Source organism: Enterococcus sp. 22-H-5-01 (assembly GCF_050310005.1).
GTDB lineage: Bacteria > Bacillota > Bacilli > Lactobacillales > Enterococcaceae > Enterococcus_A > Enterococcus_A hailinensis.
This window is the reverse complement of the sequence record NZ_CP189993.1, coordinates 952,475-979,237: the sequence shown is the minus strand read 5'-3', so window position 1 is coordinate 979,237 and position 26,763 is coordinate 952,475. Positions and strand designations below refer to the sequence as shown.

General features: G+C 37.1%; 33 protein-coding genes. 27 read left to right on the top strand and 6 right to left on the bottom strand.

Annotated elements, in window-relative coordinates:
* Nucleotides 1–22 precede the first annotated feature (22 nt).
* Nucleotides 23–679, top strand: coding sequence for a hypothetical protein (locus ACQKTA_RS04995; RefSeq protein WP_427814408.1), 657 nt, complete (start codon nucleotides 23–25; stop codon nucleotides 677–679).
* Complete coding sequence (locus ACQKTA_RS04990) at nucleotides 679–1,434, top strand: Panacea domain-containing protein (protein WP_427814407.1); 756 nt, start codon at nucleotides 679–681, stop codon at nucleotides 1,432–1,434. Before ACQKTA_RS04995 ends, ACQKTA_RS04990 begins: the two co-directional genes overlap by 1 nt.
* 5 nt (nucleotides 1,435–1,439) lie before the next feature.
* Here ACQKTA_RS04990 and ACQKTA_RS04985 read toward each other — a convergent pair whose 3' ends face one another.
* The gene (locus ACQKTA_RS04985; RefSeq protein ID WP_427814406.1) at nucleotides 1,440–1,631 is read right to left on the bottom strand and encodes a hypothetical protein; all 192 of its coding nucleotides are present in this window, start codon (nucleotides 1,629–1,631) and stop codon (nucleotides 1,440–1,442) included.
* 400 nt (nucleotides 1,632–2,031) lie between these two features.
* Entirely contained in the window at nucleotides 2,032–2,289 is a 258-nt protein-coding gene (locus ACQKTA_RS04980; protein WP_427814405.1) for a hypothetical protein, read from the bottom strand.
* 468 nt (nucleotides 2,290–2,757) lie between these two features.
* On the opposite strand from ACQKTA_RS04980, the gene ACQKTA_RS04975 reads away from it, so the two are divergent.
* Complete coding sequence (locus tag ACQKTA_RS04975) at nucleotides 2,758–2,958, top strand: cold-shock protein (RefSeq protein ID WP_332580294.1); 201 nt, start codon at nucleotides 2,758–2,760, stop codon at nucleotides 2,956–2,958.
* Nucleotides 2,959–3,308: 350 nt separating this feature from the next.
* Entirely contained in the window at nucleotides 3,309–3,569 is a 261-nt protein-coding gene (locus ACQKTA_RS04970) for a DUF1648 domain-containing protein (RefSeq protein WP_427814404.1), read from the top strand.
* A 92-nt stretch (nucleotides 3,570–3,661) separates the two neighbouring features.
* Here ACQKTA_RS04970 and ACQKTA_RS04965 read toward each other — a convergent pair whose 3' ends face one another.
* On the bottom strand, nucleotides 3,662–4,351 hold the full coding sequence (locus ACQKTA_RS04965; RefSeq protein ID WP_427814403.1) for a CPBP family intramembrane glutamic endopeptidase: 690 nt from the start codon (nucleotides 4,349–4,351) through the stop codon (nucleotides 3,662–3,664).
* A gap of 150 nt (nucleotides 4,352–4,501) precedes the next feature.
* On the opposite strand from ACQKTA_RS04965, the gene ACQKTA_RS04960 reads away from it, so the two are divergent.
* The 4 genes from ACQKTA_RS04960 (at nucleotide 4,502) to ACQKTA_RS04945 (ending at nucleotide 7,204) form a co-directional block, all read left to right on the top strand.
* On the top strand, nucleotides 4,502–4,717 hold the full coding sequence (locus ACQKTA_RS04960) for a hypothetical protein (RefSeq protein WP_427814512.1): 216 nt from the start codon (nucleotides 4,502–4,504) through the stop codon (nucleotides 4,715–4,717).
* Complete coding sequence (locus ACQKTA_RS04955) at nucleotides 4,704–5,651, top strand: SPFH domain-containing protein (RefSeq protein WP_427814402.1); 948 nt, start codon at nucleotides 4,704–4,706, stop codon at nucleotides 5,649–5,651. Before ACQKTA_RS04960 ends, ACQKTA_RS04955 begins: the two co-directional genes overlap by 14 nt.
* A gap of 71 nt (nucleotides 5,652–5,722) precedes the next feature.
* Nucleotides 5,723–6,376, top strand: a complete 654-nt coding sequence (locus ACQKTA_RS04950; RefSeq protein ID WP_427814511.1) for a DNA/RNA non-specific endonuclease — start codon at nucleotides 5,723–5,725, stop codon at nucleotides 6,374–6,376.
* A gap of 186 nt (nucleotides 6,377–6,562) precedes the next feature.
* Nucleotides 6,563–7,204, top strand: coding sequence for a lactate utilization protein (locus ACQKTA_RS04945; RefSeq protein WP_427814401.1), 642 nt, complete (start codon nucleotides 6,563–6,565; stop codon nucleotides 7,202–7,204).
* A 36-nt stretch (nucleotides 7,205–7,240) separates the two neighbouring features.
* On the opposite strand, the gene clpP is transcribed toward ACQKTA_RS04945, so the two are convergent.
* Nucleotides 7,241–7,834 (bottom strand): ATP-dependent Clp endopeptidase proteolytic subunit ClpP, encoded by a 594-nt coding sequence (gene clpP, locus ACQKTA_RS04940; RefSeq protein ID WP_071858544.1) that lies wholly within the window; start codon nucleotides 7,832–7,834, stop codon nucleotides 7,241–7,243.
* 406 nt (nucleotides 7,835–8,240) lie between these two features.
* On the opposite strand from clpP, the gene ACQKTA_RS04935 reads away from it, so the two are divergent.
* The 7 genes from ACQKTA_RS04935 to glnA all read left to right on the top strand — a co-directional run bounded on the left by ACQKTA_RS04935 (nucleotide 8,241) and on the right by glnA (nucleotide 15,029).
* Complete coding sequence (locus tag ACQKTA_RS04935; protein ID WP_427814400.1) at nucleotides 8,241–8,756, top strand: hypothetical protein; 516 nt, start codon at nucleotides 8,241–8,243, stop codon at nucleotides 8,754–8,756.
* 41 nt (nucleotides 8,757–8,797) lie between these two features.
* Nucleotides 8,798–9,532 carry a glycerophosphodiester phosphodiesterase family protein gene (locus ACQKTA_RS04930; RefSeq protein WP_427814399.1) on the top strand — a complete coding sequence of 245 codons (735 nt, stop codon included), beginning with the start codon at nucleotides 8,798–8,800 and terminating at the stop codon, nucleotides 9,530–9,532.
* Complete coding sequence (miaA, locus tag ACQKTA_RS04925; protein WP_427814398.1) at nucleotides 9,529–10,452, top strand: tRNA (adenosine(37)-N6)-dimethylallyltransferase MiaA; 924 nt, start codon at nucleotides 9,529–9,531, stop codon at nucleotides 10,450–10,452. Before ACQKTA_RS04930 ends, miaA begins: the two co-directional genes overlap by 4 nt.
* Nucleotides 10,449–11,693 (top strand): GTPase HflX, encoded by a 1,245-nt coding sequence (gene hflX, locus ACQKTA_RS04920; RefSeq protein WP_427814397.1) that lies wholly within the window; start codon nucleotides 10,449–10,451, stop codon nucleotides 11,691–11,693. Before miaA ends, hflX begins: the two co-directional genes overlap by 4 nt.
* Complete coding sequence (locus ACQKTA_RS04915) at nucleotides 11,677–12,930, top strand: aminotransferase class I/II-fold pyridoxal phosphate-dependent enzyme (protein ID WP_427814396.1); 1,254 nt, start codon at nucleotides 11,677–11,679, stop codon at nucleotides 12,928–12,930. Before hflX ends, ACQKTA_RS04915 begins: the two co-directional genes overlap by 17 nt.
* A gap of 326 nt (nucleotides 12,931–13,256) precedes the next feature.
* The gene (locus tag ACQKTA_RS04910) at nucleotides 13,257–13,637 is read left to right on the top strand and encodes a MerR family transcriptional regulator (protein ID WP_071858538.1); all 381 of its coding nucleotides are present in this window, start codon (nucleotides 13,257–13,259) and stop codon (nucleotides 13,635–13,637) included.
* Between the two features lie 51 nt (nucleotides 13,638–13,688).
* The gene (glnA, locus tag ACQKTA_RS04905) at nucleotides 13,689–15,029 is read left to right on the top strand and encodes a type I glutamate--ammonia ligase (RefSeq protein ID WP_332580285.1); all 1,341 of its coding nucleotides are present in this window, start codon (nucleotides 13,689–13,691) and stop codon (nucleotides 15,027–15,029) included.
* Nucleotides 15,030–15,113: 84 nt separating this feature from the next.
* Here the strand turns inward: glnA and ACQKTA_RS04900 are convergent, their stop codons facing one another.
* Nucleotides 15,114–15,581 (bottom strand): TspO/MBR family protein, encoded by a 468-nt coding sequence (locus ACQKTA_RS04900; RefSeq protein WP_427814395.1) that lies wholly within the window; start codon nucleotides 15,579–15,581, stop codon nucleotides 15,114–15,116.
* Nucleotides 15,582–15,792: 211 nt separating this feature from the next.
* Here ACQKTA_RS04900 and ACQKTA_RS04895 point away from each other — a divergent pair, with 211 nt between their 5' ends.
* From ACQKTA_RS04895 to ACQKTA_RS04860, 8 genes are all read left to right on the top strand, one after another.
* Nucleotides 15,793–16,059, top strand: a complete 267-nt coding sequence (locus ACQKTA_RS04895; protein ID WP_071858535.1) for an IreB family regulatory phosphoprotein — start codon at nucleotides 15,793–15,795, stop codon at nucleotides 16,057–16,059.
* The gene (ruvX, locus tag ACQKTA_RS04890) at nucleotides 16,059–16,487 is read left to right on the top strand and encodes a Holliday junction resolvase RuvX (RefSeq protein ID WP_332580282.1); all 429 of its coding nucleotides are present in this window, start codon (nucleotides 16,059–16,061) and stop codon (nucleotides 16,485–16,487) included. Before ACQKTA_RS04895 ends, ruvX begins: the two co-directional genes overlap by 1 nt.
* Nucleotides 16,488–16,502: 15 nt before the next feature.
* Complete coding sequence (locus tag ACQKTA_RS04885; protein WP_332580281.1) at nucleotides 16,503–16,808, top strand: DUF1292 domain-containing protein; 306 nt, start codon at nucleotides 16,503–16,505, stop codon at nucleotides 16,806–16,808.
* 172 nt (nucleotides 16,809–16,980) lie between these two features.
* Entirely contained in the window at nucleotides 16,981–18,084 is a 1,104-nt protein-coding gene (locus ACQKTA_RS04880; RefSeq protein WP_427814394.1) for an alpha-hydroxy-acid oxidizing protein, read from the top strand.
* Nucleotides 18,085–18,305: 221 nt separating this feature from the next.
* Entirely contained in the window at nucleotides 18,306–19,115 is an 810-nt protein-coding gene (locus ACQKTA_RS04875) for a transporter substrate-binding domain-containing protein (protein ID WP_427814510.1), read from the top strand.
* Nucleotides 19,115–19,774 carry an amino acid ABC transporter permease gene (locus ACQKTA_RS04870; RefSeq protein ID WP_332580278.1) on the top strand — a complete coding sequence of 220 codons (660 nt, stop codon included), beginning with the start codon at nucleotides 19,115–19,117 and terminating at the stop codon, nucleotides 19,772–19,774. Before ACQKTA_RS04875 ends, ACQKTA_RS04870 begins: the two co-directional genes overlap by 1 nt.
* A gap of 196 nt (nucleotides 19,775–19,970) precedes the next feature.
* Entirely contained in the window at nucleotides 19,971–20,177 is a 207-nt protein-coding gene (locus ACQKTA_RS04865) for a hypothetical protein (RefSeq protein WP_332580277.1), read from the top strand.
* 117 nt (nucleotides 20,178–20,294) lie between these two features.
* Entirely contained in the window at nucleotides 20,295–21,758 is a 1,464-nt protein-coding gene (locus ACQKTA_RS04860) for an amidase (protein ID WP_427814393.1), read from the top strand.
* A 46-nt stretch (nucleotides 21,759–21,804) separates the two neighbouring features.
* On the opposite strand, the gene rnhC is transcribed toward ACQKTA_RS04860, so the two are convergent.
* A complete protein-coding gene (gene rnhC, locus ACQKTA_RS04855; RefSeq protein ID WP_427814392.1) occupies nucleotides 21,805–22,713 on the bottom strand; it encodes a ribonuclease HIII in 909 nt (302 codons plus the stop codon).
* 135 nt (nucleotides 22,714–22,848) lie between these two features.
* Between rnhC and zapA the strand changes: the two genes are divergently transcribed.
* From zapA to trxA, 4 genes are all read left to right on the top strand, one after another.
* Complete coding sequence (gene zapA, locus ACQKTA_RS04850) at nucleotides 22,849–23,283, top strand: cell division protein ZapA (RefSeq protein WP_407855678.1); 435 nt, start codon at nucleotides 22,849–22,851, stop codon at nucleotides 23,281–23,283.
* Between the two features lie 12 nt (nucleotides 23,284–23,295).
* Entirely contained in the window at nucleotides 23,296–23,844 is a 549-nt protein-coding gene (locus ACQKTA_RS04845; RefSeq protein ID WP_427814391.1) for a CvpA family protein, read from the top strand.
* Between the two features lie 60 nt (nucleotides 23,845–23,904).
* Nucleotides 23,905–26,265, top strand: coding sequence for an endonuclease MutS2 (locus tag ACQKTA_RS04840; RefSeq protein WP_427814390.1), 2,361 nt, complete (start codon nucleotides 23,905–23,907; stop codon nucleotides 26,263–26,265).
* A 114-nt stretch (nucleotides 26,266–26,379) separates the two neighbouring features.
* Entirely contained in the window at nucleotides 26,380–26,694 is a 315-nt protein-coding gene (trxA, locus tag ACQKTA_RS04835) for a thioredoxin (RefSeq protein ID WP_071858470.1), read from the top strand.
* The last annotated feature ends 69 nt before the right edge of the window (nucleotides 26,695–26,763 follow it).

Sequence of the window (26,763 nt, the reverse complement as noted above, 5' to 3'; positions counted from 1 at the left end):
TTGCTAAAATAGGAGAATTCGTTTGTCAGACTTAGAGATTATTGAGAAGGCGATTAGAGATATTAACGGTATTCATAGGTCAATATCTGAGGATCATTTTGATAAAAAGGAAAATATTATCAACCTTAAAAAATTTGAAATTAAAGATTGTATTTCATCTGAGGGAATAGATTCGGATTTTTTAGAGTACATAAATGAATATCATAGTAAGCTAAATCTTGTTATTGCTTATTCGGATTTTGAATATGATTACGCTAGTAGTGATGGGCGTATAAGGGTTAAACAAAAAGAATCAATACAGAATAAAATTCTCCATTACTATTTAACGAATAATAATGGAGAAATTCCTATTCAAAAATGTTTAAATGACATGCTAGGCTTTAGATTAACATTTGATTGTTTTGATCCCTGTACAGATGAATTCATAAATATGATGACAAGCCTTAAAAGTGAATTGACCTTAATGAAATGGTATAATAGAAATAAAGAAGGTTATAAAGGCACACATATTTACTTCAAAAATAGTAAAAATATATATTTTCCTTGGGAATTACAAATATGGAATAGTTCAGATTCAAAACTCAATGAGTTGTCTCATTCTGAACACAAGTCGAAGAGAAATTATATTAATTGGCCGAGACAATATAAGGCAGGAAGATTAAGAAAGGATGATGAGTGATGGCATATCATTTTATTGCTATTTCTAGTTATTATGAAGGTGGCACGAGAATTGGTTGGCATTACGCATCTGAAAACCAACTTGATAAAGACATTATTAAGAAATTTTTAGATGAGAGTGAATTTTATTTAGGCCAAATGGAATTTGGAATTCACAAACTAACTACTGATAGTTGTGAGTGGAAAAGTGTAGTGGAGAAAGATTCCTTCTTCAAGGACGTTATTATTCACGAAGACAAAGATGTTTTTTTTAATTTGCTAAAGAATGATAGGGACATTGACGTTACTGATATAGCTAAATTCTTTCTATCTATAGGTTCTATAACAAACTTGAAGTTACAAAAACTTATTTATTTCGCTTATGCTACATACTTGAATATATCGGGGAAAAAGCTATTTCCTGAAAAAATAGTTGCTTATAAATACGGTCCTGTGGTAGAAGAAGTTTATCAACTTTATAAAGGATTTGGAAAAGAAGCAATTGAAGATGAAGATGGCCCGAAATTTCAATTAAAGGATGTTCCTATTCCGGCTCCTTTAGCAAAAATTGCTTTGAGTAATTCGGCAAAAGAAATTTTAGAAGCACTCCAAATAACTCTCAATGAATATGGGAGCATGACTGCTTCAGAATTAGTCGAACAATCACATGTAAAAGGTGGTCCTTGGGAACATGCCTATGATACAGGAATTTATAATTGTGAGATAACAGATGAAATGATAAAAAATTATCATTATAAAGAAAGAAAAAATTTTTAAAGACCCTAGCAATCGCTAAGGTCTTTTTTTCTATCCTCAATCAGTTGTTCTAACTCCGCCAGATCGTCGAGCGTGGCAACTTTAACAAAGCCTTTTGCAGCAGAACGTTTACGAATATAATTCATTTGTTCTTTATTTTTTTCTTTCCATTTCTTATTAGCTCTTAATTGGGCTTCGGAAGTTTTCTTTTCGGTCATTATTTCTTATCCTTTCTATCCACTATCAATACGTAAACTATTATCAATGGGAATATACCGCCTATTATAGGCAAAGGTCTATCAAGTATAGTTAGTACTAAGGCAATAATACACATTACAAATAGAACAGCATACATAATTTTATTTTTCATGAAGTTCATGCTATTATAATAATATAGAGAGGGGCTTAGCCCCTCATGGTTAGTCATCTGAATTGTTTTCGTTGATTTTTTTAAGTAGCTGTACACTACTTAGAAAGTAGAAAACAATTTTGATGGCTTTTTCTATATTGTCTAGCATTTTCTCAACTCCTTTCTATATTTATATTATACCTCCGAGGTATAACAAAGTCAATGCTTTTCCCTAATAAAAACAAAAAAATCCCGAATTATCAGGGCTATTACATACTTTTCATACTAGTAAATTCCATCATCATTTTAGTCTGACCGATTACCGCATATTTCTTCACAACAAACTGTTTTCTACTATTATATACACCAGCAACTGCTATCCGCATTCCGTTTTCGACATCAGCCATAAAGTTCAACGAGTGACTAGCAATTAAACACGATTGATCATCTAACTTAAAATACAGCAGGGGACGTTCAGAAAACTTCAATATTTTGATACTACCCACAATACCATTTAAAGATTCCATGCAATTACACCTCGACTTTGTTAATTACATTATACGAACAAACGTTCTATTTTGTAAAGTGTTAATTACCCAAATATTACCCAAAAAGTATTCGATGTTAAAAGTAAAGACACATCACAAAAGATGTGCCTGAGTATATATAAAGCGGAAATTAAACTTAACAAAATGGTCTAGAAACTCGTCACCCGCTTAAAATACTAAATGACTGTTGTTAAGATAGTTATTTAGTATTTTTTTTATGGCTTAAAATGCTGTAATAATCGCTTTAAAGCTTTCTTTAGGAAAATATAACTATATTAATTCAGCAAATAGGTAGCATTATAATTCGGAGCATGCTATACTAATTAAGTAATCGATTTTGAAATGTGATTTGAGCTATATATTTAACAGTATTAAACTCCTTTTACTATCAACAATTAATTGCAAAAATAAAGAACGTACTTTGATGCGTATCAGGAGGAAATATTTATGAATAACGGTACTGTAAAATGGTTTAACTCAGATAAAGGCTTTGGTTTCATCACTGGCGAAGACGGCAACGACGTATTTGCACACTTCTCAGCAATCCAAGGCGACGGATTCAAAACTTTAGAAGAAGGCCAAGCAGTAACTTTTGACGTTGAAGAAGGCCAACGTGGACCTCAAGCAACTAACATCGTTAAAGCTTAATTAAAACAACTATGTTACCGTCTCTTTTTTAGAGGCGGTTTTTTTGTATCTAAAAAGTTAAAGGACTGCTTGCTATATTTTTACTATGTGATGTATGCTAAGTAAGGTGTGAGAGTTCATCTTTTGCATAGGCGCCATTAGTCGCTGAAGTAACCAACGTTTGTGGCTGAGCGTTGGTTTTTTTGTTTATATAGAGCGTATCGCAAAAGAATATTTTCTATTGAAAGTTATAAATTTAACTCAGTCATATCAAGAATTAATTGTAAATAGAAAAAAATGTTTTTCTATTCCAATCCGCTAGTGTTTGGTTTATTAGAAATTTATACTAATTAGCCAAAGAAGGAGAAAAAGTGAAAAAGTGGCAAATTTATCGTTGGATTCAGCGAATCAGTTATTTGTGTGCAACGGTTTATCTTCTTATAGGTATTTTTTATTTTAGTTATCTGCCAGAAAACTTACCGATTCAAATCGATTTTAGCGGTAAGTTCAGCAATTGGGTGAATAAGTGGCTGCTCTTTTTATTTCTGGTGATTTTGTTTTTATTCGCATGGGAAAATGAGCAACGTTTGAAAACTGAAAGGTATGACTTTTCTTTGGAAGTGTTTATTTAGGCTATTAGTCAACTATTAATTTGTGGGATAGGTGGCCTTTTATTTTTTAGCTACACGCAATTATGACAACAAAAAAATCCTCACAAGGAGGATCAAGACGTAAGGCCAAAAAAGCTTAAAATCAGGATAAAAAGTGCTGGGAGTAATGAATTTATTGTATTCAACATCCAATGGACGATCAGTGAACTCCAAATATTTTTTGAAAAGAGATAGATCACGCCTAAGTAAATCCCGACTACCATATAGGGGATAGTTGCATAGACATTTCCGCCAAAAGAATGCCAGTGGATCAAGCCAAATAAAATTCCTTGAATAATCAACATCGGGACACGAAGAAAATTATTGGCGATTTTGCCGAGCAATAAATAGCGGAAAGTCAATTCTTCAGCAAAAGGTGCTAAAAAAGGCGTTATAGCGGCTAAGACAGCCCAACCAGGTTTACGAAGTACGGCAGCGCTAGAAGTAGTTGTTGTAGTTTCAAGTAAATGGTCAGGAATTAGTCCGCGTACCAAAGAAATTATAACGAAAACCCCGACCATCAAAATAATACTTAATAGCAATTTACGAAAAAGTTTTGGGCGGTAAAGTCGCCATTGGGCTTTTAAAAAATCATGGAAAAGATACATCATGATTAGAAATCCTAAAATAAATAAAATCGTAGTACTTATTAAATTGATAATTGGATCTTTTTCAATGTTGAAAAGGGGGAAAAGATAAAAATTGATGATCATTTCCACCGGGATCACCAATAGTCCCCACCATTGTTTTTTACTTTTATCCATTTGAAACCTCCATTCTTTCGTTAGTTTAAAAAAAGTCTAGCTAAGTGTAAAGTGTTTTAAAGGAATAAAAATATATTAACTGAAATTCTGATATACTATCACAAAGGGAGAGAAACACCTTTGGAAGGAGTGGAGAAAGTGGATTATCAAATGCAGAAAACAATTGGGAAATGTTTTCGCAGTAAAAGTGCCATTGAACTTGGGATTATTCGCATTTTTGGTAGTTGGTATGATTACAAAGTATTGAATGGTCCGCCGGAAGAGGGGGACATGCTGGAAGTCATCGACTTTACGAGTCGAGAATTGTTAGTGGTTGTCAATAATAGTCTAAAAGAAAGTGATGTGAATTATATTGTTAATCTTTAATATCGTTCTATTTATCTTATTAGTGATCGTCGTTTTATTTGTACTTAGTCAGTTGATCGTGATCGTCCAACAAGGGGAAGTCAAAGTAGTTGAAAGCTTTGGTAAATATGTGAAAACGTTGGAACCGGGTCTGCATTTCTTGATTCCGATCCTTTATGTAGTTCGTCGCCGTGTTTCATTAAAACAAACACCGATTCAAATCGAACCTCAAAATGTTATTACAAGAGATAATGTGATCGTCGAAATTGATGAAGCAATCAAATATCACGTAACGGATGCGCGGGCGTTTGTTTATGATAATGAAGATTCTGTCACTTCAATGATCCAAGACTGCCAATCTAATTTACGTGGCATTATTGGTAAAATGGAATTGAATGAAGTATTAAACGGGACGGAAGAAATCAACGTTAATCTCTATGAAAGTGTCAAAGATATTACAGCTGGCTACGGATTGTCGATCGATCGGATCAATATCGGTGAAATTTCAGTTTCGAATGAGATCGTTAATTCTATGAATAAATTGATCACTGCCAGTCGTGACAAAGAATCATTGATCACGATTTCTGAAGGGAAGAAACAATCAGTTATTTTAGAATCAGAAGCGAAATCATCTGAAATGCAAATTGATGCTGAAGCGCGAGCGCGCCAAACAAAAATTGATGCGGATGCACGCGCTGAACGTACACGAATCGATGCGATGGCAGAAGCAGATCGCATCGAAAAAATCACCCAAGCAGAGACTGCCCGAATCAAAGAAATTAACAAAGCTATTGCCGAAAGTAATCTAACGGATGAAATGATTGCTTATCTTGGAATTGAAGCATTCAAACATGTGGTTGAAAATAATGGCAATACGGTTATCATGCCAAGTAATTTGACAGAGTTAGGGAATGTTCCAGCTATCAAAGAGATTTGGCAACAAACCAATAAGTAGGAATTAGGAGTGGAAAGACCATCGCAACAAAGAAAAAAAACTCTACGATAATCTCGATCGTCGCTGTGATTATCGCAGCAGTTTATGGCGTCTATACACAAGTAAAACCAACGGAATCAGTAAATGAAACCAAACAGGTTGCTGTAAGCAACGTTTCGGATGTTCCTGATTACGATGGGAAAAATCAAACGATCCAATTGAATGCAAATCAACCAGATTTTTCAAAAGCAGATCTTTCCTTAACCAAAGGTTCGTGGACGACTTTTTCAGATTTGGATTCACTGAATCGTGTTGGACAAGCGAATGCTATGTTAGGTAAAGAATTGATGCCAACTAAAGAGCGGGAAAGATTGTATGTAAAACCAACAGGATGGCATCAGAAATTCTATCAAGATGAGCCGCTCTACAATCGGGCACATCTGATTGCTTTTCAATTTTCTGGTGAGAATAATAATCTAAAGAATTTGATGACGGGGACTGCTTCGTTGAACGATCCTGGAATGAATGAGCATGAGATTGAAATCGGTAATTATATCCGTAAAACCAATCATCATGTGCGCTATCGCGTGACACCTTATTTTAAAGGTGACGAGCTAGTTGCTCGTGGGGTACAGATGGAAGCCCAAAGTGTCGAGGATGATCAGATTTCATTTAATATTTTCGTTTACAATATTCAAAACGGGATCACGATCGATTACCAAACCGGTTATTCGCAAAAAGCGTAAAAACTTTCTAAATCAGAAAATTATTTAAAATAGGTGCTGCCGATTTTTAAATATCTGGTTTAGAAAGTTTTTTTGTTTGCTACATTAAAATACTTACTGTAAATCAAAAAAATACTATTATTTTGGGTTGTTATTTTTTTGTAGATACTTGAAAATAGTAGTAGGAAAATAAAGGAGCGTAGTGCGATGGAAAGGTATGTGAAAGAGCGGTATGAACTAGCAGCACAAACACTGAGTAAAAAATTGGAACGAAGAAATTTTGAAGTAATTATTTGCCAAAATTTAGAAGAAGCAAAGCAAAAAGCATTGTCAATGATCGCATTGGATAAAACAGTTGGCTTTGGTGGATCGATTACGATTGAAAAATCTGGCCTTATCGAAGCATTATATCAACGCAATCAGCAATTGATTGATCGTGAAAAAACAGAAACACTTGAAGAACGACATCGTGTAATGAAAAAAGCGTTGACTGCCGATTATTTTTTGACGAGCATCAATGGTATTTCAGAAGATGGGCAGTTGGTCAATGTAGATAGTGTAGGGAATCGAGTAGCCGCTTTAACATATGGTCCAGATAAAGTTGTGGCTTTTGTCAGCATGCGTAAAGTTTACGGAGATGTGGATACAACTTTAGAAATGGTTCGTAAAAACACAGCCCCCTTAAATGCCCATCGATTAGGACTGGAAAAAACACCTTGTATCAAAAAAGGAAATTGTGGGGACTGTCTTCAGTCAGAATGTATTTGTAATACGATCGCAATTACCCGCCGTTCGATGACAAAAAATCGGATTGCTATTTTTTTGATTTTGGAAGATATTGGTTTATAAATAAAAAAAAACCGAGGCTATCCTCGGTTTTTTTATTTAGCTTAAAGAGCTACTGTTTTCCATAACTTCATCGATCAAACCGTAAGCTTTTGCTTCTTCAGCAGACATGAAGTTATCACGATCTGTATCACGTTCGATCACATCGATCGGTTGACCTGTGCGTTCAGCTAGAATGTTGTTCAAACGTTCGCGGGTTTTTAAAATGTGACGAGCAGCAATTTCGATCTCAGTCGCTTGACCTTGAGCGCCGCCAAGCGGTTGGTGAATCATGATTTCAGCATTTGGCAAAGCAAAACGTTTGCCTTTGGCACCAGCGGTTAATAGGAAACTTCCCATTGAAGCGGCCATACCTAATACGATTGTTTGTACATCAGCTTTGACAAAATTCATTGTATCAAAAATCGCTAAACCAGCTGAGACACTCCCACCAGGAGAGTTGATATAAAGATAAATATCTTTTTCTGAATCCTGTGCGTCCAAGAAAAGTAATTGGGCGATGATTGTATTTGCCATATCATCGTTTACTTCACCACTTAACATAATGATGCGGTCTTTTAATAAACGAGAGTAAATGTCGTAAGCACGTTCGCCACGGGATGATTGTTCGATAACTGTAGGAACTAAATTCATAGTGGAATCCTCCTTAAAATATTGTTCATAAATTATTTTAGCACAATCAAGGATAGAATGCTAAAACCTAAGACAAAGTATACAACTTTGGTCAGGGTTGGTCAAATGGATTGTTCGTAAGAATTAGATAAGTCAAACTATCCTATAAATAAGAAAATATGGTACTATTGATAACGATGAGGAGTGGTTATTTCTAGCTATTTTATAGTAGTTAGAAAACTTCGACCAATTAAATAAAGCGACAAATGAAAGATAATTCATTTTCATTGATCAACAAGAAATACTAGGATAACAAAATTAAATTAATTTAGCGAACGATCAAGCTGATGTTTAATACAAGTAAAGTAGGCGTTCGCTCATAGATAGACTGAATATTAAAAGTGAACAGACATTGGAGGAACGTAGTGTGGAAGTTGCAATTATTGGATTGATCGGTGTTTTATTAGGTGCTTTGATTGCCGGAATCGCTGGATTTTTGGTGTTTAGACATATCGAGTTACGTCAGCGTCGAGAAAGAGAATTGGAACATAAAGTAAGAGAGATTGAAACGATCAACTTATTGAATAAAAAGGTCAATGAGATTCTTTCGAAACGAAATGTTTTGATGCAAGATTATGTGTCTTTTAATGCCTTTGATGATTGCTACATCACTATCGATGATTTTATTTATTTAAATTCTTTTGCAGCACAAAATAGTTTCTATTTACCAACCTATCTAATTGAAGAATTCTTTAAAAATATTTCGCATCGAAAAGTGATTTTATCTCCAGAAGAAACTGTAAAAATCGGCGGTTACACGTATAAAGGTGGACGTATTGTGATGGAGACTTTCTCTGATCAATTAATAGAGATCTTAAATGAAAAGAAACAGACGCTTTCTCGCTCGACTAAACAACCGTTGAGCTATTTCAAAGTTCAATAAACAGAACAAAGCAAATAAAAAATGGATGGGAGTGGTAAATGATGACAGTAATTATTGCTCATCGAGGTAGTGCGGGCACGCATCCCGAAAATACACTGCCAGCATTTATGGAAGCTGTACGAACAGGAGCAGATGGTATTGAATTAGATGTACATCTGACTGCAGATCAACAGTTGATCGTGATTCACGATGAGAGTGTCGATCGGACGACCGATGGCAAAGGTTTGGTCCGAGAATTGACATTAGAGCAAATAAAAAAATTAGATGCGGGTAGTTGGTTTGATAAGAAATATCAAGCAACAAAAATCTCTACTTTGAATGAAGTACTGAATTTACTTTTGCAAATGCGCTTCCGGGGATTTCTATGCATTGAGATCAAAACCAATAAATTCCATTATCCCAGAATTGAAGAAAAACTTTCGGAAGTTATGACAAGTCAAGCGTGGCCATTTACTTATGGTTATTGTAGCTTTAATGTGGATTCATTAAAAATCATGCATGAGTATGAACCAGATGCACAGTACGATTTGATCCAAAAAAATGATCCTGAAAAATATCAATGGGTATTAGAAACAGATTATTTAGAAGGTCTACATCCTAGTTATGATTGGATCAAAAAAAATCCAGCAATCGTTGAATCATATGCTAAGTCACTTCGTCCTTGGATCCCAAATCTATACGAAACGATGATGACTTGTTTTGAAAATAATCTAGCAGGAATCATTACTGATTTTCCTGAAAAAGCCATTCGTGCAAGAAGTAGGTATAAGCAATGAAAGTAATAGCAATCGTAGGTCCCACCGCCGTAGGAAAAACCAGTCTTAGTATTGAATTAGCAAAAAAATTTAATGGTGAAATCATTAGTGGTGATTCTATGCAAGTCTATCGCGGATTAGATATTGGGACAGCAAAAGTAACACAGACAGAAATGGAAGATATCCCACATCATCTAATCGATGTACGAGATATCGATCAACAATATTCAGCAGCTGATTTTCAGCAAGCCGCACGTAAGGCAATCGAAGACATAACGCAACGAGGAAAAATACCAATTATCGTAGGTGGAACAGGCTTGTATATCCAATCGTTGTTATGGGACTATAAACTAGGTAGCGAAGGCGGACCAGAAGACGGTGCCTTACGAGAAAAATATGATCTTTATGCCGAAGAAAATGGCAATCAAGCGTTATGGAAAAAATTACAATCAGTGGATCCGCTAGCAGCAGTAAAAATCCATTACAATAATCGAAAAAAAATGATTCGAGCGTTAGAAGTATTTGAATTGACGGGCCATTCGATCTTAGAGCCTAAAGAACAACCCAAAGAACTATATGATAGTTTTTTGATTGGTTTGAATACAGATCGGGCGCTCTTATATCAACGCATCAATCAACGAGTCGATATAATGATGGAACAAGGACTGATCGCGGAAGCTAAAATATTAGCTGAGACACCCGAAGTTCAGGCTGCTCAAGGTATTGGCTATAAAGAATTATTCCCTTACTTATCAGGAGATATTTCTTTAGCAACAGCAATTGAAGAAATCAAGTTACGATCACGACGCTATGCAAAACGTCAATTGACTTGGTTTAGAAATCGGATGACTGTTCAATGGTATGATTTAGTACAGCATCCAGATGAAATGCAAGAGATCGAAATGACCATCGAAAAATGGTTACAGGAGGGATCGGATTGACAGAAAAAGTCATTTTAGTAGGTGTCGAAACCGACGAAAACAAAAATAACTATTTAGAATCGATGCATGAGTTAGCTGGGCTTGCCAAAACAGCTCAAGGAGAAATCGTTCATTCACTGACTCAAAAAAGACCACGTGTAGATCGTCAAACGATCATTGGAAAAGGCAAGGTTGAAGAACTCGCACAATTGGTAGATGCGCACGAGGCTGAGCTAGTTATTTTTAATCACGCATTAACTCCGCGCCAAAGTCAAACGATTGAAACAAAAGTTGGCGTGCCTGTGATTGATCGGATCCAATTGATTTTAGACATCTTTGCCCAACGTGCGCGCTCTAAAGAAGGAAAATTACAAGTTGAATTGGCGCAGCTGGATTATTTGTTGCCGCGTTTAGTCGGACAAGGTCAAAGCCTTTCTCGTCTAGGTGGTGGAATCGGTACTCGTGGTCCAGGGGAAACCAAATTGGAAACAGATCGCCGTCACATTCGTCAAAAAATTTCGGCTATCAAAAAAGAGTTAAAAGAAGTTGAAGCTCATCGTGAGAGGAGCCGTCAAAAACGTCAGCAGTCGAGTATTCTTCAAATGGGTTTGATCGGGTACACAAATGCTGGGAAATCAACTATTTTAAATTTATTGACCAATGCAGATACCTATTCGAAAGATCAATTATTCGCAACGTTAGATCCGTTGACAAAACGCTGGCATCTTCCGCAAGGAATGGAAACGACGATTACGGATACTGTTGGCTTCATTCAAGATCTACCGACCCAATTAGTCAATGCTTTTCAATCGACATTAGAAGAAAGTAAAGGCATGGATTTATTGCTGCATGTTGTCGATGCAAGCGCAGAAGACCGTCAGCAGCAAGAAAAAACGGTAATGGCGCTATTAAAGGATTTAGAGATGGATGATATTCCTGTGTTGACGATTTACAATAAAGCAGATCGAATCGACGCTTTTTCATTCACGCCGACACTGTTTCCGAATGTATTGATCTCAGCGAAGTCGACAAAAGGCAAAGAGGCACTTGCAGAAGCAATTAAATTAGAAATCATGGATCTATTAGAACCGTATTTACTAACATTGGATGCAGCTGAAGGTCAAGCGTTGAACGAAATGAAAAGAGAAACATTAGTTTTAAGCGAGACTTTTGATGAAGAAAAAGAAGCATATATTGTACGAGGATTTGCTAAGAAACAATCGCTTTGGATTAGGAGAATGGAAGATGAATTGGACAACTGAGCTAGCTCCTGAGTTAGTTGAAAAAATTGATAAAGTGGATCGGAAAATTGCGAATCGTTTACAAGAGATTCGAGAAGTTGCTTTATCGAATCAGGCGAAAGTTTTAACTGCTTTTCGCGAAAATCATGTCTCAGAAAGCCATTTTTTGCCATCGACTGGTTATGGAAATGACGATCAGGGAAGAGACGTCTTGGAAGCTGTCTATGCTCAAACTTTAGGCGCAGAAGCAGCGCTTGTGCGGCCACAAATCGTTTCGGGAACACATGCTATTGCTACTTCGTTATTTGGTGTATTACGTCCTGGCGATGATCTACTGTATATCACGGGTACCCCATATGATACTTTATTAGAAGTGGTTGGTGTTCAAGGAAATGGTATCGGTTCATTCAAAGAATACAACATCGGATATGACAAAGTAGAGTTGCTTGAAAATGGTGATGTTGATTTTGAAGGTATCAAGAATAAATTGACTGAAAAAACAAAAGTCGTGGCAATCCAACGTTCACGTGGCTATGCTGCGCGTCCGTCGTTTACGATTGAAAAAATCAAGGGAATGTGTGATTTTGTTAAAACTATCGCCCCAAATGTCGTGATTTTTGTCGATAATTGTTATGGCGAATTTGCTGAATTAATAGAACCGGTTCAAGTGGGAGCCGATTTGATGGCCGGTTCGTTGATTAAGAATCCTGGCGGAGGCATTGCAAAAACGGGTGGCTATATCGCAGGGAAAAGTGATTTGATCGAACGCTGTGCGTACCGTTTGACGACACCGGGAGTTGGAGCGGAAGGCGGAGCGATGCTAGGAAGTGTCTTTGATATGCTACAAGGATTTTTCTTAGCGCCGCATGTAGTAAGCCAAGCGATTCAAGGAGCTGTTTTTTCTGCAGCGCTATTAGCAGAATATGATCTGGAACCAACACCTAAATGGGACCAACCACGAACAGATTTGATCCAATTGATTGATTTTCGTGATCGAGAAAAAATGATTCAATTTTGTCAGGCGATTCAAAAGTATTCTCCAATCGATGCATATGTTGCTCCGATACCTTCATACATGGCGGGGTATGAAGATGATATTATCATGGCGGCTGGAACCTTTGTTCAAGGTGCAAGTATCGAATTGAGTGCAGATGGTCCATTAAGAGAACCGTATTCTTTATATTTACAAGGCGGGTTAACTTTTGAGCATGTAAAAGTTGCAGTAGCAAACGCTGTGAACGAAGTATATTATCGTTAATACAAATCCAAAGTCACTGTGACTTTGGATTTTATTTTTTGTCAAAAAATTTGTTTTTAAGCAAAGATGAACTTTTTTGAATTTGATGTAAGAAAATATGACATTAACTCTTGACGATTGGTCTATCGGGTGGTATCCTTTTTTCAACATCAAAATAAACGTTGTGAAAAGCAAAGTTTATCTTTTTGAAAAAATCAAATTTTTACTTATTTCTTAAACTGATGATTAGCTAATAGCTGTTAATTCAAAGGTATAGAGCATGAACATCATGTGTAGTTTTTTTATTTAAAATTAACTACATCATCAACAACGAGGAGGAAAATGTAATGCGGGAAAAAGAATTGCGACGCTCACTTGCTGTTTTTCCAATTGGTACAGTTATGAAATTGACTGATTTGACTGCACGGCAGATTCGGTACTATGAGGAGCAAGAATTGATCCATCCCGAACGAAGCGAAGGAAACCGTAGGATGTATTCTCTGAATGATATTGATGTATTGCTGGAAATTAAGGACTATCTATCTGATGGACTTAACATGGCAGGAATCAAACATGTCTATCAGATGCGTCAAGAAGAAGTTAAAGCTGCCAAAGAAAAACCACCATTGACCGATAAAGATGTTCGTCGTATTTTTTATGACGAAATGTTGACACAAGGTGGTTTACAACAACAACATCCATACCAGTCACAAGGGCCAAAGCTGTAAGTGATTGTGGAATATAAAAAAAACGAAGTGCGAGAAAGGGATTAGATAGTTATGCCGAAAAGAGACCTAAGCAAAGAGGATATCAAACGAATAGTTGAAGAGGAGAACGTCCGCTTTTTACGTTTGATGTTCACCGATATTATGGGAACAATCAAAAATGTTGAAGTGCCAGTTAGTCAAATGCAAAAAGTATTAGACAACAAAATGATGTTTGACGGTTCTTCAATCGAAGGTTTTGTACGTATTGAAGAAAGTGATATGTACTTATATCCAGATTTAACAACTTGGATGGTTTTCCCTTGGGAAAGTGAACATGGAAAAGTTGGTCGTTTAATTTGTGATATCTATGGACCAGATGGAAAACCTTTTGCTGGCGACCCTCGCGGAAACTTAAAACGTGTCCTAAAAGGAATGGATGAATTTGGTTTCAAATCATTCAACTTAGGACCAGAGCCAGAATTCTTCTTATTCAAAATGGATGAAAATGGCAGCCCAACATTAGACTTGAATGACAAAGGCGGATATTTCGACTTTGCACCAACTGACTTAGGTGAAAATTGTCGTCGTGATATCGTTCTAGAATTAGAAAGCTTAGGTTTTGAAGTGGAAGCTTCTCACCATGAAGTAGCGCCTGGACAACACGAAATCGACTTCAAATATGCGGATGCTATCGAAGCTTGTGATAATATCCAAACATTCAAATTGGTCGTTAAAACAATTGCTCGCAAACATGGTTTACATGCGACATTTATGCCTAAACCTCTTTATGGAATCAATGGTTCAGGTATGCACTGCAATATGTCTTTATTCAATGATGAAGGCAATGTATTCTATGATGAAGATGGCCCAATGAAACTAAGTAAAACTGCTTATCAATTCTTAGCAGGTTTATTGAAACACGCTCGCGCATACACGGCAGTATGTAACCCAATCGTTAACTCTTACAAACGTTTAGTTCCTGGTTTCGAAGCACCTGTATACGTTGCTTGGAGCGGACGTAACCGTTCACCATTGATTCGTGTCCCTGAATCTCGTGGATTGTCTACTCGTTTAGAATTACGTTCTGTTGATCCAGCAGCAAATCCATATTTGGTAATGGCTGTATTGATTGAAGCTGGTCTAGATGGTATCCGTAATGACTTAACACCTCCAGCAGCAGTCGATCGTAATATCTATGTGATGACAGAAGAAGAACGCAAAGAAGCAGAAATCTATGATTTACCTTCAACGATCCACAATGCGATCAAAGCATTGCGTGAAGATCAAATTATGGTCGATGCTTTGGGCACACATATCTATACGAACTTCAATGAAGCAAAACGTATGGAATGGGCAGCCTTCCGTCAAACAGTTTCTGAGTGGGAACGCGATCAATATTTAGAACTATACTAATCCAATCGCTTGAGCTCTTGAGGAATTCCTCAAAAGTTTTTTTTATAAAAAAACTACCAGAAAAAAATTCTGGTAGCATAAAATTTAATTTAGAATAGCTAATCCAAAAGATAGGTATGTAGCAAAAGCTACCCATGCGAGATAAGGAATGAAACAAATGGCAGCCACTTTTGAGATTCTGCGAAACTCACGGATGCTGAATAAAATGGAAATCAATAAAAAGAGACTGATGAATGAAGCAATCCAAAAATGAGAAGCCCCAAAGAAAATAATACTCCAGATGAAATTAAGAATTAATTGAATCGCAAAAAGTAAATAAGCGAATGTTTTACTGCGCCTTTCCTTGCTGTCAATCACTAAAAACAAGGCCAATCCAATCAAAGCATATAGAATGATCCAAACAGTTCCTACCAAACTTCCCGGTGGTGAAAATAGTGGTTTGTTTAGTTGTGCGTATACTGCAGGAATATCACCGGCAAAAAAGCCTGAGATTGATCCAACCAACTCTACGCCGATCACACAGGCAAGTAGTGTAAAAAATCTTTTTAACATAATGCTGTCCTCCTTTTAGTTAAAGTATAACGAGCTTTTTGACTAAAAGAAAAAAAGATGCTTAATAAAAATACGAATTTAAGTGAAATCATGTTATAATAATTCGGAAGATTTTGTTAAGTCAGCGATTTAAGAGCTTGCCAGATTTGTAAGTTTTGTTTTCTTTTAGTAAAATATAATTGTTGATACTTTCAAAGAGAGGTGTGAGAAAATGGGATACACAGATGAAACAGTCCGTTTTGATTTTGATGATAATCATAAAAGAGAGATCAGTGAGACATTGACGATCGTTTACAATGCATTAGCTGAAAAAGGCTACAACCCGATCAACCAAATCGTCGGCTATTTATTATCAGGCGATCCTGCCTATATTCCTCGTTATCAAGATGCAAGAAACTTGATTCGTCGTCACGAACGTGATGAAGTGATGGAAGTTTTAGTGAAATACTATCTTAAAGATCATGGTATTAACGTTTGATGCGAGTGATGGGATTAGACGTGGGTTCAAAAACCGTCGGCATCGCAGTCAGTGATCCTTTCGGCTGGACCGCACAAGGAGTAGAAATCATTCGAATCGATGAGGCTAATGAAGAATTTGGTTTTGATCGCTTAGGCGAACTGGTCAAAGAGTACAAAGTAACTAAATTTGTAGTAGGTCTCCCTAAAAACATGAATAATACGATTGGCCCGCGTGCCGAAGCTTCAATGGCTTATGCGGAACAAATCAAGGAGCTTTTTGGTTTACCTATTGAATTTCAAGATGAACGTCTGACGACAGTTCAGGCAGAACGAATGTTAGTTGAACAAGCAGATGTTTCACGTTCAAAACGTAAAAAAGTAATAGACAAGCTTGCGGCAGTCATGATTTTACAAAACTATCTTGATCGCACAAGCAGCAAATTTTAGAAAAGAGGAATGACAATGGCACACGAACACACACATGACCATGATCACGAACATGAATTAATTACTTTAGTAGATGATGAAGGAAATGAAACCCTTTATGAAATTCTTTTGACGATCGATGGTCAAGAAGAATTTAACCGTAACTATGTGTTACTTTATCCAGCAGGAGCACCTGAAGATGAAGATGTAGAATTACAAGCTTACGCTTACGTTGAAAACGAGGACGGCAGTGAAGGTGACTTACAACAAATTGAAACAGATGCTGAATGGGATATGATTGAAGAAGTATTCAATACATTCATGACTGAAGAAGAAGAGTAATTAGTTAAAAAGCTTACCTCTAATATTGGAGGTAAGCTTTTTTGCTCAAAAAAAATGAATATTTATTGTTTATGTGCTTGAAAATGTAGTGTAAACAAATCGTTTGTCTCAAAAGGATTGGTAGCGTAACATAAAATTTGTAAACGTTATCAATTTGAAGGTAGGGATTTTAATGGAAAAAATATATCAAGCAAGTACAGCTGAAGGTATGATCGATTTTATCAATATGTATGACTTAGAAGTAGCAGCAAAAGAAGTCATACCTAAAGGTGGATACGGATATATTAGCAGTGGGGCAGGAGATATTTTTACCTATAAAGAAAATGAAAGGGCTTTTAATCATAAATTGATTATTCCGCATGTATTACGCGATGTCGAGCTACCTGATACAACAACGGATTATTTTGGTGAAAGTTTAGCGGCACCAATTATTATGGCGCCAGTCGCAGCTCATGGTTTGGCTAATATTGCAGCTGAACGAGCATCAGCAAAAGGTGTATCTCGTTTTGGAACAATCTATACGGCAAGTTCATACGCTTCATGTACTTTAGAAGAAATTCGTGAAGCAGGCGGAGCTGAAGCATCTCAATGGTTTCAATTTTATATGAGTAAAGACGATGGGATCAATCGAGATATTTTAGCTTTAGCCAAACGTAATGGTGCGAAAGCAATCGTTTTGACTGCAGATGCAACTGTTGGTGGAAATCGTGAAACCGATCGCCGAAATGGTTTCACTTTTCCATTAGCAATGCCGATCGTTCAAGCCTATCAGTCCGGGATCGGACAAACAATGGATGCTGTTTACGGTTCTTCAAAACAAAAATTAAGTCCAAAAGATGTCGAATTTATTGCTAAACAGTCGGAATTACCTGTATATGTTAAAGGTGTTCAATCAGAAGAAGATGTGGAACGCTCATTGGGTTCTGGTGCTACAGGAATTTGGGTATCAAATCATGGCGGTCGTCAATTAGATGGTGGACCGGCAGCCTTCGATTCTTTACAATATGTAGCGGAAGCAGTTGCTGGTCGTGCGCCGATTGTTTTCGATAGTGGTGTGCGTCGTGGGCAACATGTGTTTAAAGCTTTGGCATGTGGTGCTGATCTAGTTGCAATCGGCCGTCCAGTCATCTATGGTTTGGCTTTAGGTGGAGCAACCGGCGTGCAGCAAGTCTTTGAATTTTTCAAAAAAGAATTAGAAATGGTGATGCAATTGGCAGGAACCCAGACAGTGGAAGATATAAAAAAAATCACGTTAAGAAATAATCAATATCTATAGTAAGAACGAAAAAACATGTCGAAAAATATTCGATGTGTTTTTTTATTTATAGTTTGTTCTATTACAATTGTTAAGGATTATCCTCTGTATTATCGACTGTTTTTCATGAGCAACTTTCTACAGGTAACCGTTTTTAATATGCTATAAAGAGCTAGTAACAAAGAAATTTTAGTTAATGAAAAGAGGAATAAAGCGTGAAAAAATGGTGGGTAGGCTTATTATTGGTAGTAGCGGGTCTAGTAGTAACTGCTTGTGGAAATACACAATCAGCAAGTGATGATAGTTGGAAAAAAGTAGAAGATAAACAGGAGTTAACAGTAGCGACCTCTGGAACGTTATTCCCATCTTCTTATTATAATGATAATAACAAATTAGTAGGTTACGATATTGATGTAGCAAAAGCAGTCGCCAAAAAATTAGATCTAAAAATTAAATTTAAAGAATACAATGTCGATGGCCAAGTAACAGCGGTAAATCGAGGAGAAGCTGATTTCGCAGCTAATGATTTTGGGATGTCGAAAGAACGTAGTAAAAAATTCTCATTGTCATCGCCAATCAAATATTCATTTGATAGTATGATTGTTAGAACAAGCGATGATTCCGGTATCCATTCATTAGAAGACTTAAAGGGCAAAAAAGCAGCGGGTGAACCAAACACTAGTTATATGAAAATCGCAGAAAAATATGGAGCCAAAGCGGTCACTTATGATAATGCAACCAACGATCAGTATCTGACAGACGTAGCGAATGGTCGTACAGATGTGATTTTGAATGATTACTATTTACAAAAAATGTCCATTGGTGCATTGCCAGATATTCCAGTTAAAATTTTAGAAGATGTTTATTTTAATGCGAATTCTACTGGGTTTTTATTCAATAAAAAGAATCAATCATTAAAGGAAAAAGTAGATGCTGCATTAACTGAATTAAAAAAAGAGGGAACACTAAAAGAGATTTCAGAAAAATATTTTGGTACGAATGTTTCTGTTAAACCGAAACAAGAAGTTAGTGAGAAAGTTCCAACGGAATAATGTATATACCAACACTTGATTTTTCATTAATGATCGATTCTATTCCGTTTTTATTGAGCGGATTAGGATATACGATTGGAATCAGTTTTGCAGCCTTCTTTTTGGGAAATCTTTTAGGAATAATGATGACTGTCTTAAATTATCTTCCGATACCGCCAGTTCAATGGTTCGTCCGCTTTTATCTATCTTTTTTACGAGGGACTCCAGCACTGGTGTTATTATTTTTACTCTATTTTGGCTTGCCGTACCAATTAAATGCCGTGTTGGCAGCAGTAATTTGTTTTAGCTTGACTAGCAGTGCGTTTATCGGTGAAATCTACCGAGGATCGATCGCAGGTGTCAACGCCGGCCAGTGGGATGCTGCGTATGCATTAGGAAATCGTTTCTTTCCGACGATGCGTTATATTATTTTGCCCCAGGCTTTACGGATTTCAGTTCCTGCGCTAAGCAATGTAGCGATGGATCTAGTAAAGGGAACGTCATTGGCAGCCATGATCACTGTACCTGATATTTTTCAAAAGGCTAAAATTATTGGTGGTCGAACGTTTGACTACTTATCGATGTATATTTTGGTCGCTTTGATTTATTGGTTGCTGTGCATCGGAATCGGTCATCTTCAACGCCGGTTAGAACACTATTTTCAACAGAAGTATATTTAATGAGATGAAGGATTTATCTTTAAAGATAAATCCTTTTTTGATATAACAAAAAATCATAAGCGTGATCGCTGATTGAATAACTAAAAATTATTCTTTTTACTTGATTTATTAAAGGTTTAGAGTAAAATATAGAATTAATTCAATCGGTTATTGATTTTTAATAAGTGGAGAATAAAATAGATAGGATGTGTTTATTATGGGATATATGCCACCTGCGAAATTTTCGTTGAATGATAATGTGCAATTCAAAGTCGCGAATGATGTCTTAACCGGCGTGATCGAATTAGCTAATTTTGCTCATGCGTCTGATAACGGATATCATTCATATAATATTTTTGTGGAAGAACGCGAGTGTTCTTATACACATGTCCCAGAACAAGACGTCTTAAAAAAGTTTAGTTAATAGAAGTTGGATAAACAGATACAGGAACTGTTTATCCAACTTCTTTTTTTTTGAGTTCTGTTGCTAGTATTCTTTGGAAAATTTTGTGATAATAAGGCAAAAAGTGGGGTGCGAATTTTGAGAGACGGAACTTATTGGGCTGAAAAATTAAGAAGCAAAGAAATTAGTTTCCAAGAACTATTAGCTGCGATCGAAGAAAAGGCACAGAAACAAAATCCAGTATTAAATGCCTTTGTTGCCACGATGGAACAGGACGCAGTCGCTGAGTACCAAGAACAAAAAGAAGTTTTGATACGCCCCTTTGCTGGCTTGCCGATCCCATTGAAAATGTTAGGACAAGAAAAAAAAGATTGGTTAAGTACTTCGGGTTCACGTCTATTTTTAGAAAATCATGCAAAGCAAACGAGCGATTATACACAGCAGCTGATCAAAAATGGTTTGATTCCGTTTGCTCAAACTAATACGCCAGAATTTGGGTTTAAGAATATCTCTGATGCCAAAATTTATGGCCCCGCTAGAAACCCATGGAATTTAGATTATTTTTCTGGCGGTTCAAGTGGTGGTGCCGCCAGTGCAGTCGCTGCTGGAATTGTTCCGATTGCAGGAGCAAGCGATGGCGGCGGTTCGATTAGGATCCCAGCTTCTTTCTGTGGGTTGATTGGATTGAAACCAAGTCGCGGAACGATGCCTGTCGGTCCTAATGGTATGCGCGGGTGGCAAGGCGCATCGATTGATTTTGCTTTGACTGTTTCAATGCGTGATACCGAGAAACTTTTTTATGGGATGCGCGGGATTGATACTAGTGCTCCCTATCAAGCTACACAAAATGAGTGGCAACATAAACAAGCCGCACAACAAACAAAATTGAAGATCGCAGTTTTGATTGAATCACCAATCGGATCAAAAGTTTCTCCTGAAGCAGCGAGTGCGGTAGAAAAAGCTTCCGATTTTTTAGTTAACCAAGGTCATGAGATTCAATTGATTTCTTATCCTTTCGATGGTAAGCAGTTGATCAGTAGTTATTATTTGATGAATGGCGCTGAAACAGCTGCGATGTTTGCCGGGATCGAAAAAGGGCTAAAACGCCCCGCAGAAAAACACGATATGGAATTAATGACGTGGGGGATCTATCAATATGGCAAAAAAATTCCAGCAAGTCATTATATCAACGCGCTGAATTTTTGGGATACTGTAACAATGAGGATGGAGAATGTATTCCGAGAATATGATTTATTATTAACGCCCACTGCAGCGACGGCCGCACCGAAAATCATAGAGGATTTGCAAAGTGATGAGATTCGTGATGGATTAGAAGTTGCGGCTAATCTATCAGAAAAGGAATTAGCAAGTCTAGTTGATCGAATGTTTGATAAAAGTTTACAGATTACGCCTTATACTCAACTAGCTAATTTAACAGGGCAACCAGCAATTTCTTTACCTACGTATGTCACCAAAAAAGGCTTGCCTTTAGGGATTCAATTCATGGCTGCTAGAGGTCGGGAAGATTTGTTGTTTCAAGTTGGAAAGTTATTTGAAACAGAGTATGGCTTCCAATTACCGGAGTATTACCGAGAATCATAAAAAAAGATCGACAAATAGCTTGTCGATCTTTTTTTACTACAACTAATTAGACTAGTTTCTGAGCCTTTTCAGTATTTGCAAAATGGAGTTTGGCATATTTTGTTAATAACTCGATACCGCCTTGACGAAGAAGCTTAGCAGCCAGCTCATCAGAAGGTCTTCCGGCGCCGGAAGGAACTTTTACGCCGAGGTCTAAAGAAGCTTTGTCTAATTCTTCTAAGAAGCTAGCGCGGGAAATTATGGAAGCTGCAGCGACAGAAAGATGGTATTGCTCGCCTTTAGTGATAAAGTAGATCTTTTCTTTTACAGCTTGTGCCTCTTGTTTCACGTACTTCATGTAATTGGCTTCTGAAGTAAATTGATCAATCAAGATTGCTTCAGGTTTTGTTGGTGCGATGTCAGATAGCAGCAAGCGGATCGCTTGATTATGCAAAGCAACTTTCATTCGGACAGCATTATATTTTGGTTGGATCTCATTGTACTTTTCGGGGTTAACGACGAGCAAGCGATAAGGAATCAATTCTTTGATTGCTACAGCCATTTGACGAATCTGCGGATCAGTCAGCATTTTTGAATCTTTAACACCTAATTGTTTCAACGCGGCTAAATGATCTTTATCAGCAAAAGCAGCGCATACACATAGCGGACCAAAGTAACTGCCATTTCCGACTTCATCGCTGCCTAAAACAGCAAGTGAAGCAAAGTTTTTAGGCAAATTACTTGTAGCGGCTTTCTTTGGATTTGAAGTGGCGGAGTTGCCCCAACGAGCTGCTTCTTGTTCCGCATTATTTCCTTGAAATAAAACTTTGCCTGAGGTATAGGCGGTAATACTTATTCCGTTCTTTTTAGCCGAAAATTCACTATAAGGGACTTTTTTGCTAGACAGATAATCTACATAATAAGATTTCAATTTTTGAATTTCAGTTTTGGTTAATTTTAAGACAGCTGAACTCATCATTTCGCTCTTTTCTTTAAGTTATTTACTTTTGGTTAATCAAAGTTGTACATACGCCAAGTTTTAGCATATAATATATTAGTATTTTTAGTTGCATCGTACTTTGTAAAAAATGTTTTAGAGAGGTTGATCAATATGGCGCAAAATCGCTATAAGGCCATCGTTGCCGGTCAGACTTATACTATCATTGGACAAGAATCCAAGCAACATATGGATATGGTTACTGCCTTGATCAATGAACAGTTAAATGAAATCATGTCATTATCGCCAGACATCACAGAAGAAAAAGCATCAATCTTATTAGCTATCAATGCTGTTTCTGATCAATTAAAGAAACAAGAAGCCTTGATGAAGTTAGAAAAACAACAAACGACATTGGATGGACAGGCTGCACATAATTTGGAATTAGAAAATCGCATCAAAAAAATCGAAGCGATCGAAGCGGAAGCCAAAGAAATTATGCGTAAAAATGGAAAAGCCGATGTACCGATTCGTAATCATGTCGAAGCTCAACAGATCGTCAATGAAAACCGCAAACGTGAGATTCAAAAAAGAGCGGCAAACAAATAAGTGAGGGAAACTATGTTAACATTGATAATTTTATTTGCATTATTGCTGTCCTTTTATTTAGGATATCGTAGAGGCCTAGCGTATCAATTGGTGTTTACAGTTGGCTATATCCTTTCATTTATTGCTGCGTGGGTGTTTTATCAACGTTTGGGAGCAGGTCTAGATTTATTTGTTCCGTATCCATCGGTGACCAGCGAATCAAAAATGATCTATTATTCGGTTGATCAAGCGTTTAATTTGGATCAAGCATTTTATGCGGGCGTTGCTTTTGTTGCAATTTTAGTCATCGGCTGGTTGATCACTCATTTTATTGCAATCTTTTTCAAGAATTTATTATTTGAAACGATTTTGCCGCAATATGATGGAGTTGCCGCAGGTGTGATCCAAGTATTTATTTGCTACGTAGCGATCTTTTTACTATTGAAATTGGTCAGCTTTGTACCGATGGTCTTGATCCAAAATCAACTAGAAAATAGTTGGCTAGCTCGGATGATCATTGAACATTCACTGGTTTTGAGTCCAGTGTTTGACAATTTATGGGTAACAAAAATTATTGGATAGAGCAAAAACCGAGACGCTGCTTGACAGGTTTCGGTTTATTTATTTATAGAAGGTGAAAAAATGAATGAACGTATTCTAAAAACATTAGAATTTGAACAAGTGAAGAAAATGATTCAGCAGTATTTGACGACTGAACAAGGGGAAGAAGAGATCTGTCAACTTGTCCCTTCTAGCGACAGCGAGACTGTTCAAGCATGGCTCGAGGAAACGGAAGACGGGATCAAAGTTCAACGGTTGCGTGGCGGCTTGCCGATTCCTAAGTTAAACAATATCAAACCGCATATGAAACGGATCGAAATCGGGGCAAACTTGAATGGGTTAGAATTAGCAGAAGTTTCTCGTGTCCTTTCTACAACGAGTGAATTGGTTCGTTTTATCGAAGATTTAAAAGATAGCGAATTAGAATTTAAACGTTTATATTTTTGGGAAGAACAATTAACGACATTACCCGAATTAAGTGGAAAACTCCGTCGTTCGATCGAAGAGGATGGTCGCGTACGAGATGAAGCTTCGGTTGAATTGCGTACGATTCGAAGTCAAATTCGTCGTAGCGAACAAACGATTCGAGAACAATTAGATGGATTGATTCGCGGGAAAAATGCAAAATATTTAAGTGATAGCCTGATTACGATGCGTAATGATCGCTACGTTATTCCAGTCAAACAAGAGTATCGTGGGGTCTTCGGCGGTGTGGTCCATGATCAAAGTTCTTCAGGACAAACGTTATTTATGGAACCAAAACAAATCGTTGAATTGAACAATCGTCTACGTCAACAACAAATTGCTGAACGGACTGAGATCGAGCGGATTCTAGCTGAATTGTCAGCTGAATTGGTAGCGCCGCGAAAAGATATTTTGCATAATGCTTACGTCTTAGGACGTTTTGATTTAATGAATGCCAAAGCACGTTTTGCCAAAGCCCTAAAAGCGATCGTTCCGACAATCAATGCTCAAAATCATGTCTATTTCAAACAAGCGCGACATCCGCTACTAGATCAAGAAAAAGCAGTAGCAAATGATTTGATGATTGGTGAAGGTTTCCAAGCCGTCGTTATCACCGGTCCTAATACAGGTGGTAAGACGATTTCGTTAAAAACTTTGGGACTATTACAATTGATGGGGCAAACAGGTTTTCCATTACCCGTGGCTGAGGAAAGCGAAATGGGGATCTTTGCTGAAGTCTTTGCGGATATTGGTGATGAACAATCGATTGAACAAAGTTTATCGACATTCTCTTCTCATATGACCAATATCGTATCGATTTTAGATAAAATTGATGAACATAGTTTAGTATTATTTGATGAACTTGGTGCTGGGACGGACCCTCAAGAAGGGGCAGCTTTAGCAATTGCGATCCTTGATGCGGTCGGTGCTAAATCAGCTTACGTCATGGCAACAACTCATTATCCTGAATTGAAAATCTATGGCTATAATCGTTCAAATACGATCAATGCCAGCATGGAATTTGATGTGGATACATTAAGTCCAACCTATCGTTTATTGATCGGTGTTCCTGGCCGAAGTAATGCTTTTGAGATCTCGCGCCGCTTAGGATTAGATTCAATGATTATTGACAGTGCCAAACAAATTATTGATGAAGAGAGTCAAGACTTGAATGAAATGATTTCTGATTTAGAAAATCAAAGAAAAGCGACAGAGACTGAATACTTAGAAATTCGTCACTATGTCGATGAGTCAGAAAAACTATATCGTGATTTGAAAAATGCGTATTCTTACTTCTTTGATGAACGGGAAAAAGAAATGGAAAAAGCGCGTAAAGAAGCTAATACACTTGTGAGTGATGCACAAGAAAATGCTGAGAAAATCATCAAAGAAATTCGTCAAATGCAATTGGATGGTCAAGGACAAGTCAAAGAACATCAATTGATCGATGCGAAATCACAGCTTGCAGATTTAAAACAGGATGAACAATTAAAGAAAAACAAAGTACTGCAAAAAGCAAAAGCTAAAAAACAATTTAAACCAAATGATGAAGTGATTGTTGAAACGTATGGTCAACGCGGCACGTTGATTAAAAAAGTCGGCGACAGTGATTGGCAAGTTCAACTGGGCATCCTAAAAATGACGGTGGCTGAAGAAGATATGACCTTAACCACACCGATTGAAGAGCCGAAACAGCGAGTTGTCACAGGAGTCCAACGGGGAGTAAGTGCTCGAGTAAAACCAGAACTAGATCTGCGTGGCAAGCGTTATGAAGAGGCTTTAGCAGAAGTAGATCAATATATCGATGCAGCCTTATTAGCAAACTTTGCACAAGTCCGGATCATTCATGGAAAAGGTACAGGTGCTTTAAGAAATGGTATCATTGATTATTTAAAGAATAATCGAAATGTGAAAAGTTTTGAATTTGCACCCGCAAATCAAGGTGGAAACGGCGCAACGGTCGTAACTTTTAAATAGTTTACAAGTGTAAGCAGAAGAGTAGCGCAGATACAAAGAGCGTGCTATACTACTTTTAGTAAGAATTAGATGACTTCGAAGCTATTCTTTGAAGTGAATATAGGAGGAATACACATGTCACAAGTAGTTACTGATAAAACTTTTAGCGAAGAAACGGATAACGGACTTGTATTGATCGACTTTTGGGCAACTTGGTGTGGCCCTTGTCGCATGCAAGCACCAATTTTAGAACAATTATCTGAGGAATACGATGAAGATGAATTCCGCGTTGTTAAAATGGACGTTGATGAAAATCCAGAAACACCTGCTTCATTCGGGATCATGAGCATTCCGACACTTGTTTTAAAGAAAGATGGACAAGTTGTAGATAAAGTGATCGGTGTTCATACAAAAGATCAATTAAAAGAGCTAATTCAAGCTCACATGTAAGAATACTGGATGGGTGTGACAAGTGTCACACCCATCTTTTGTCGATTGCTCATTTTGAAAAACGAAAAA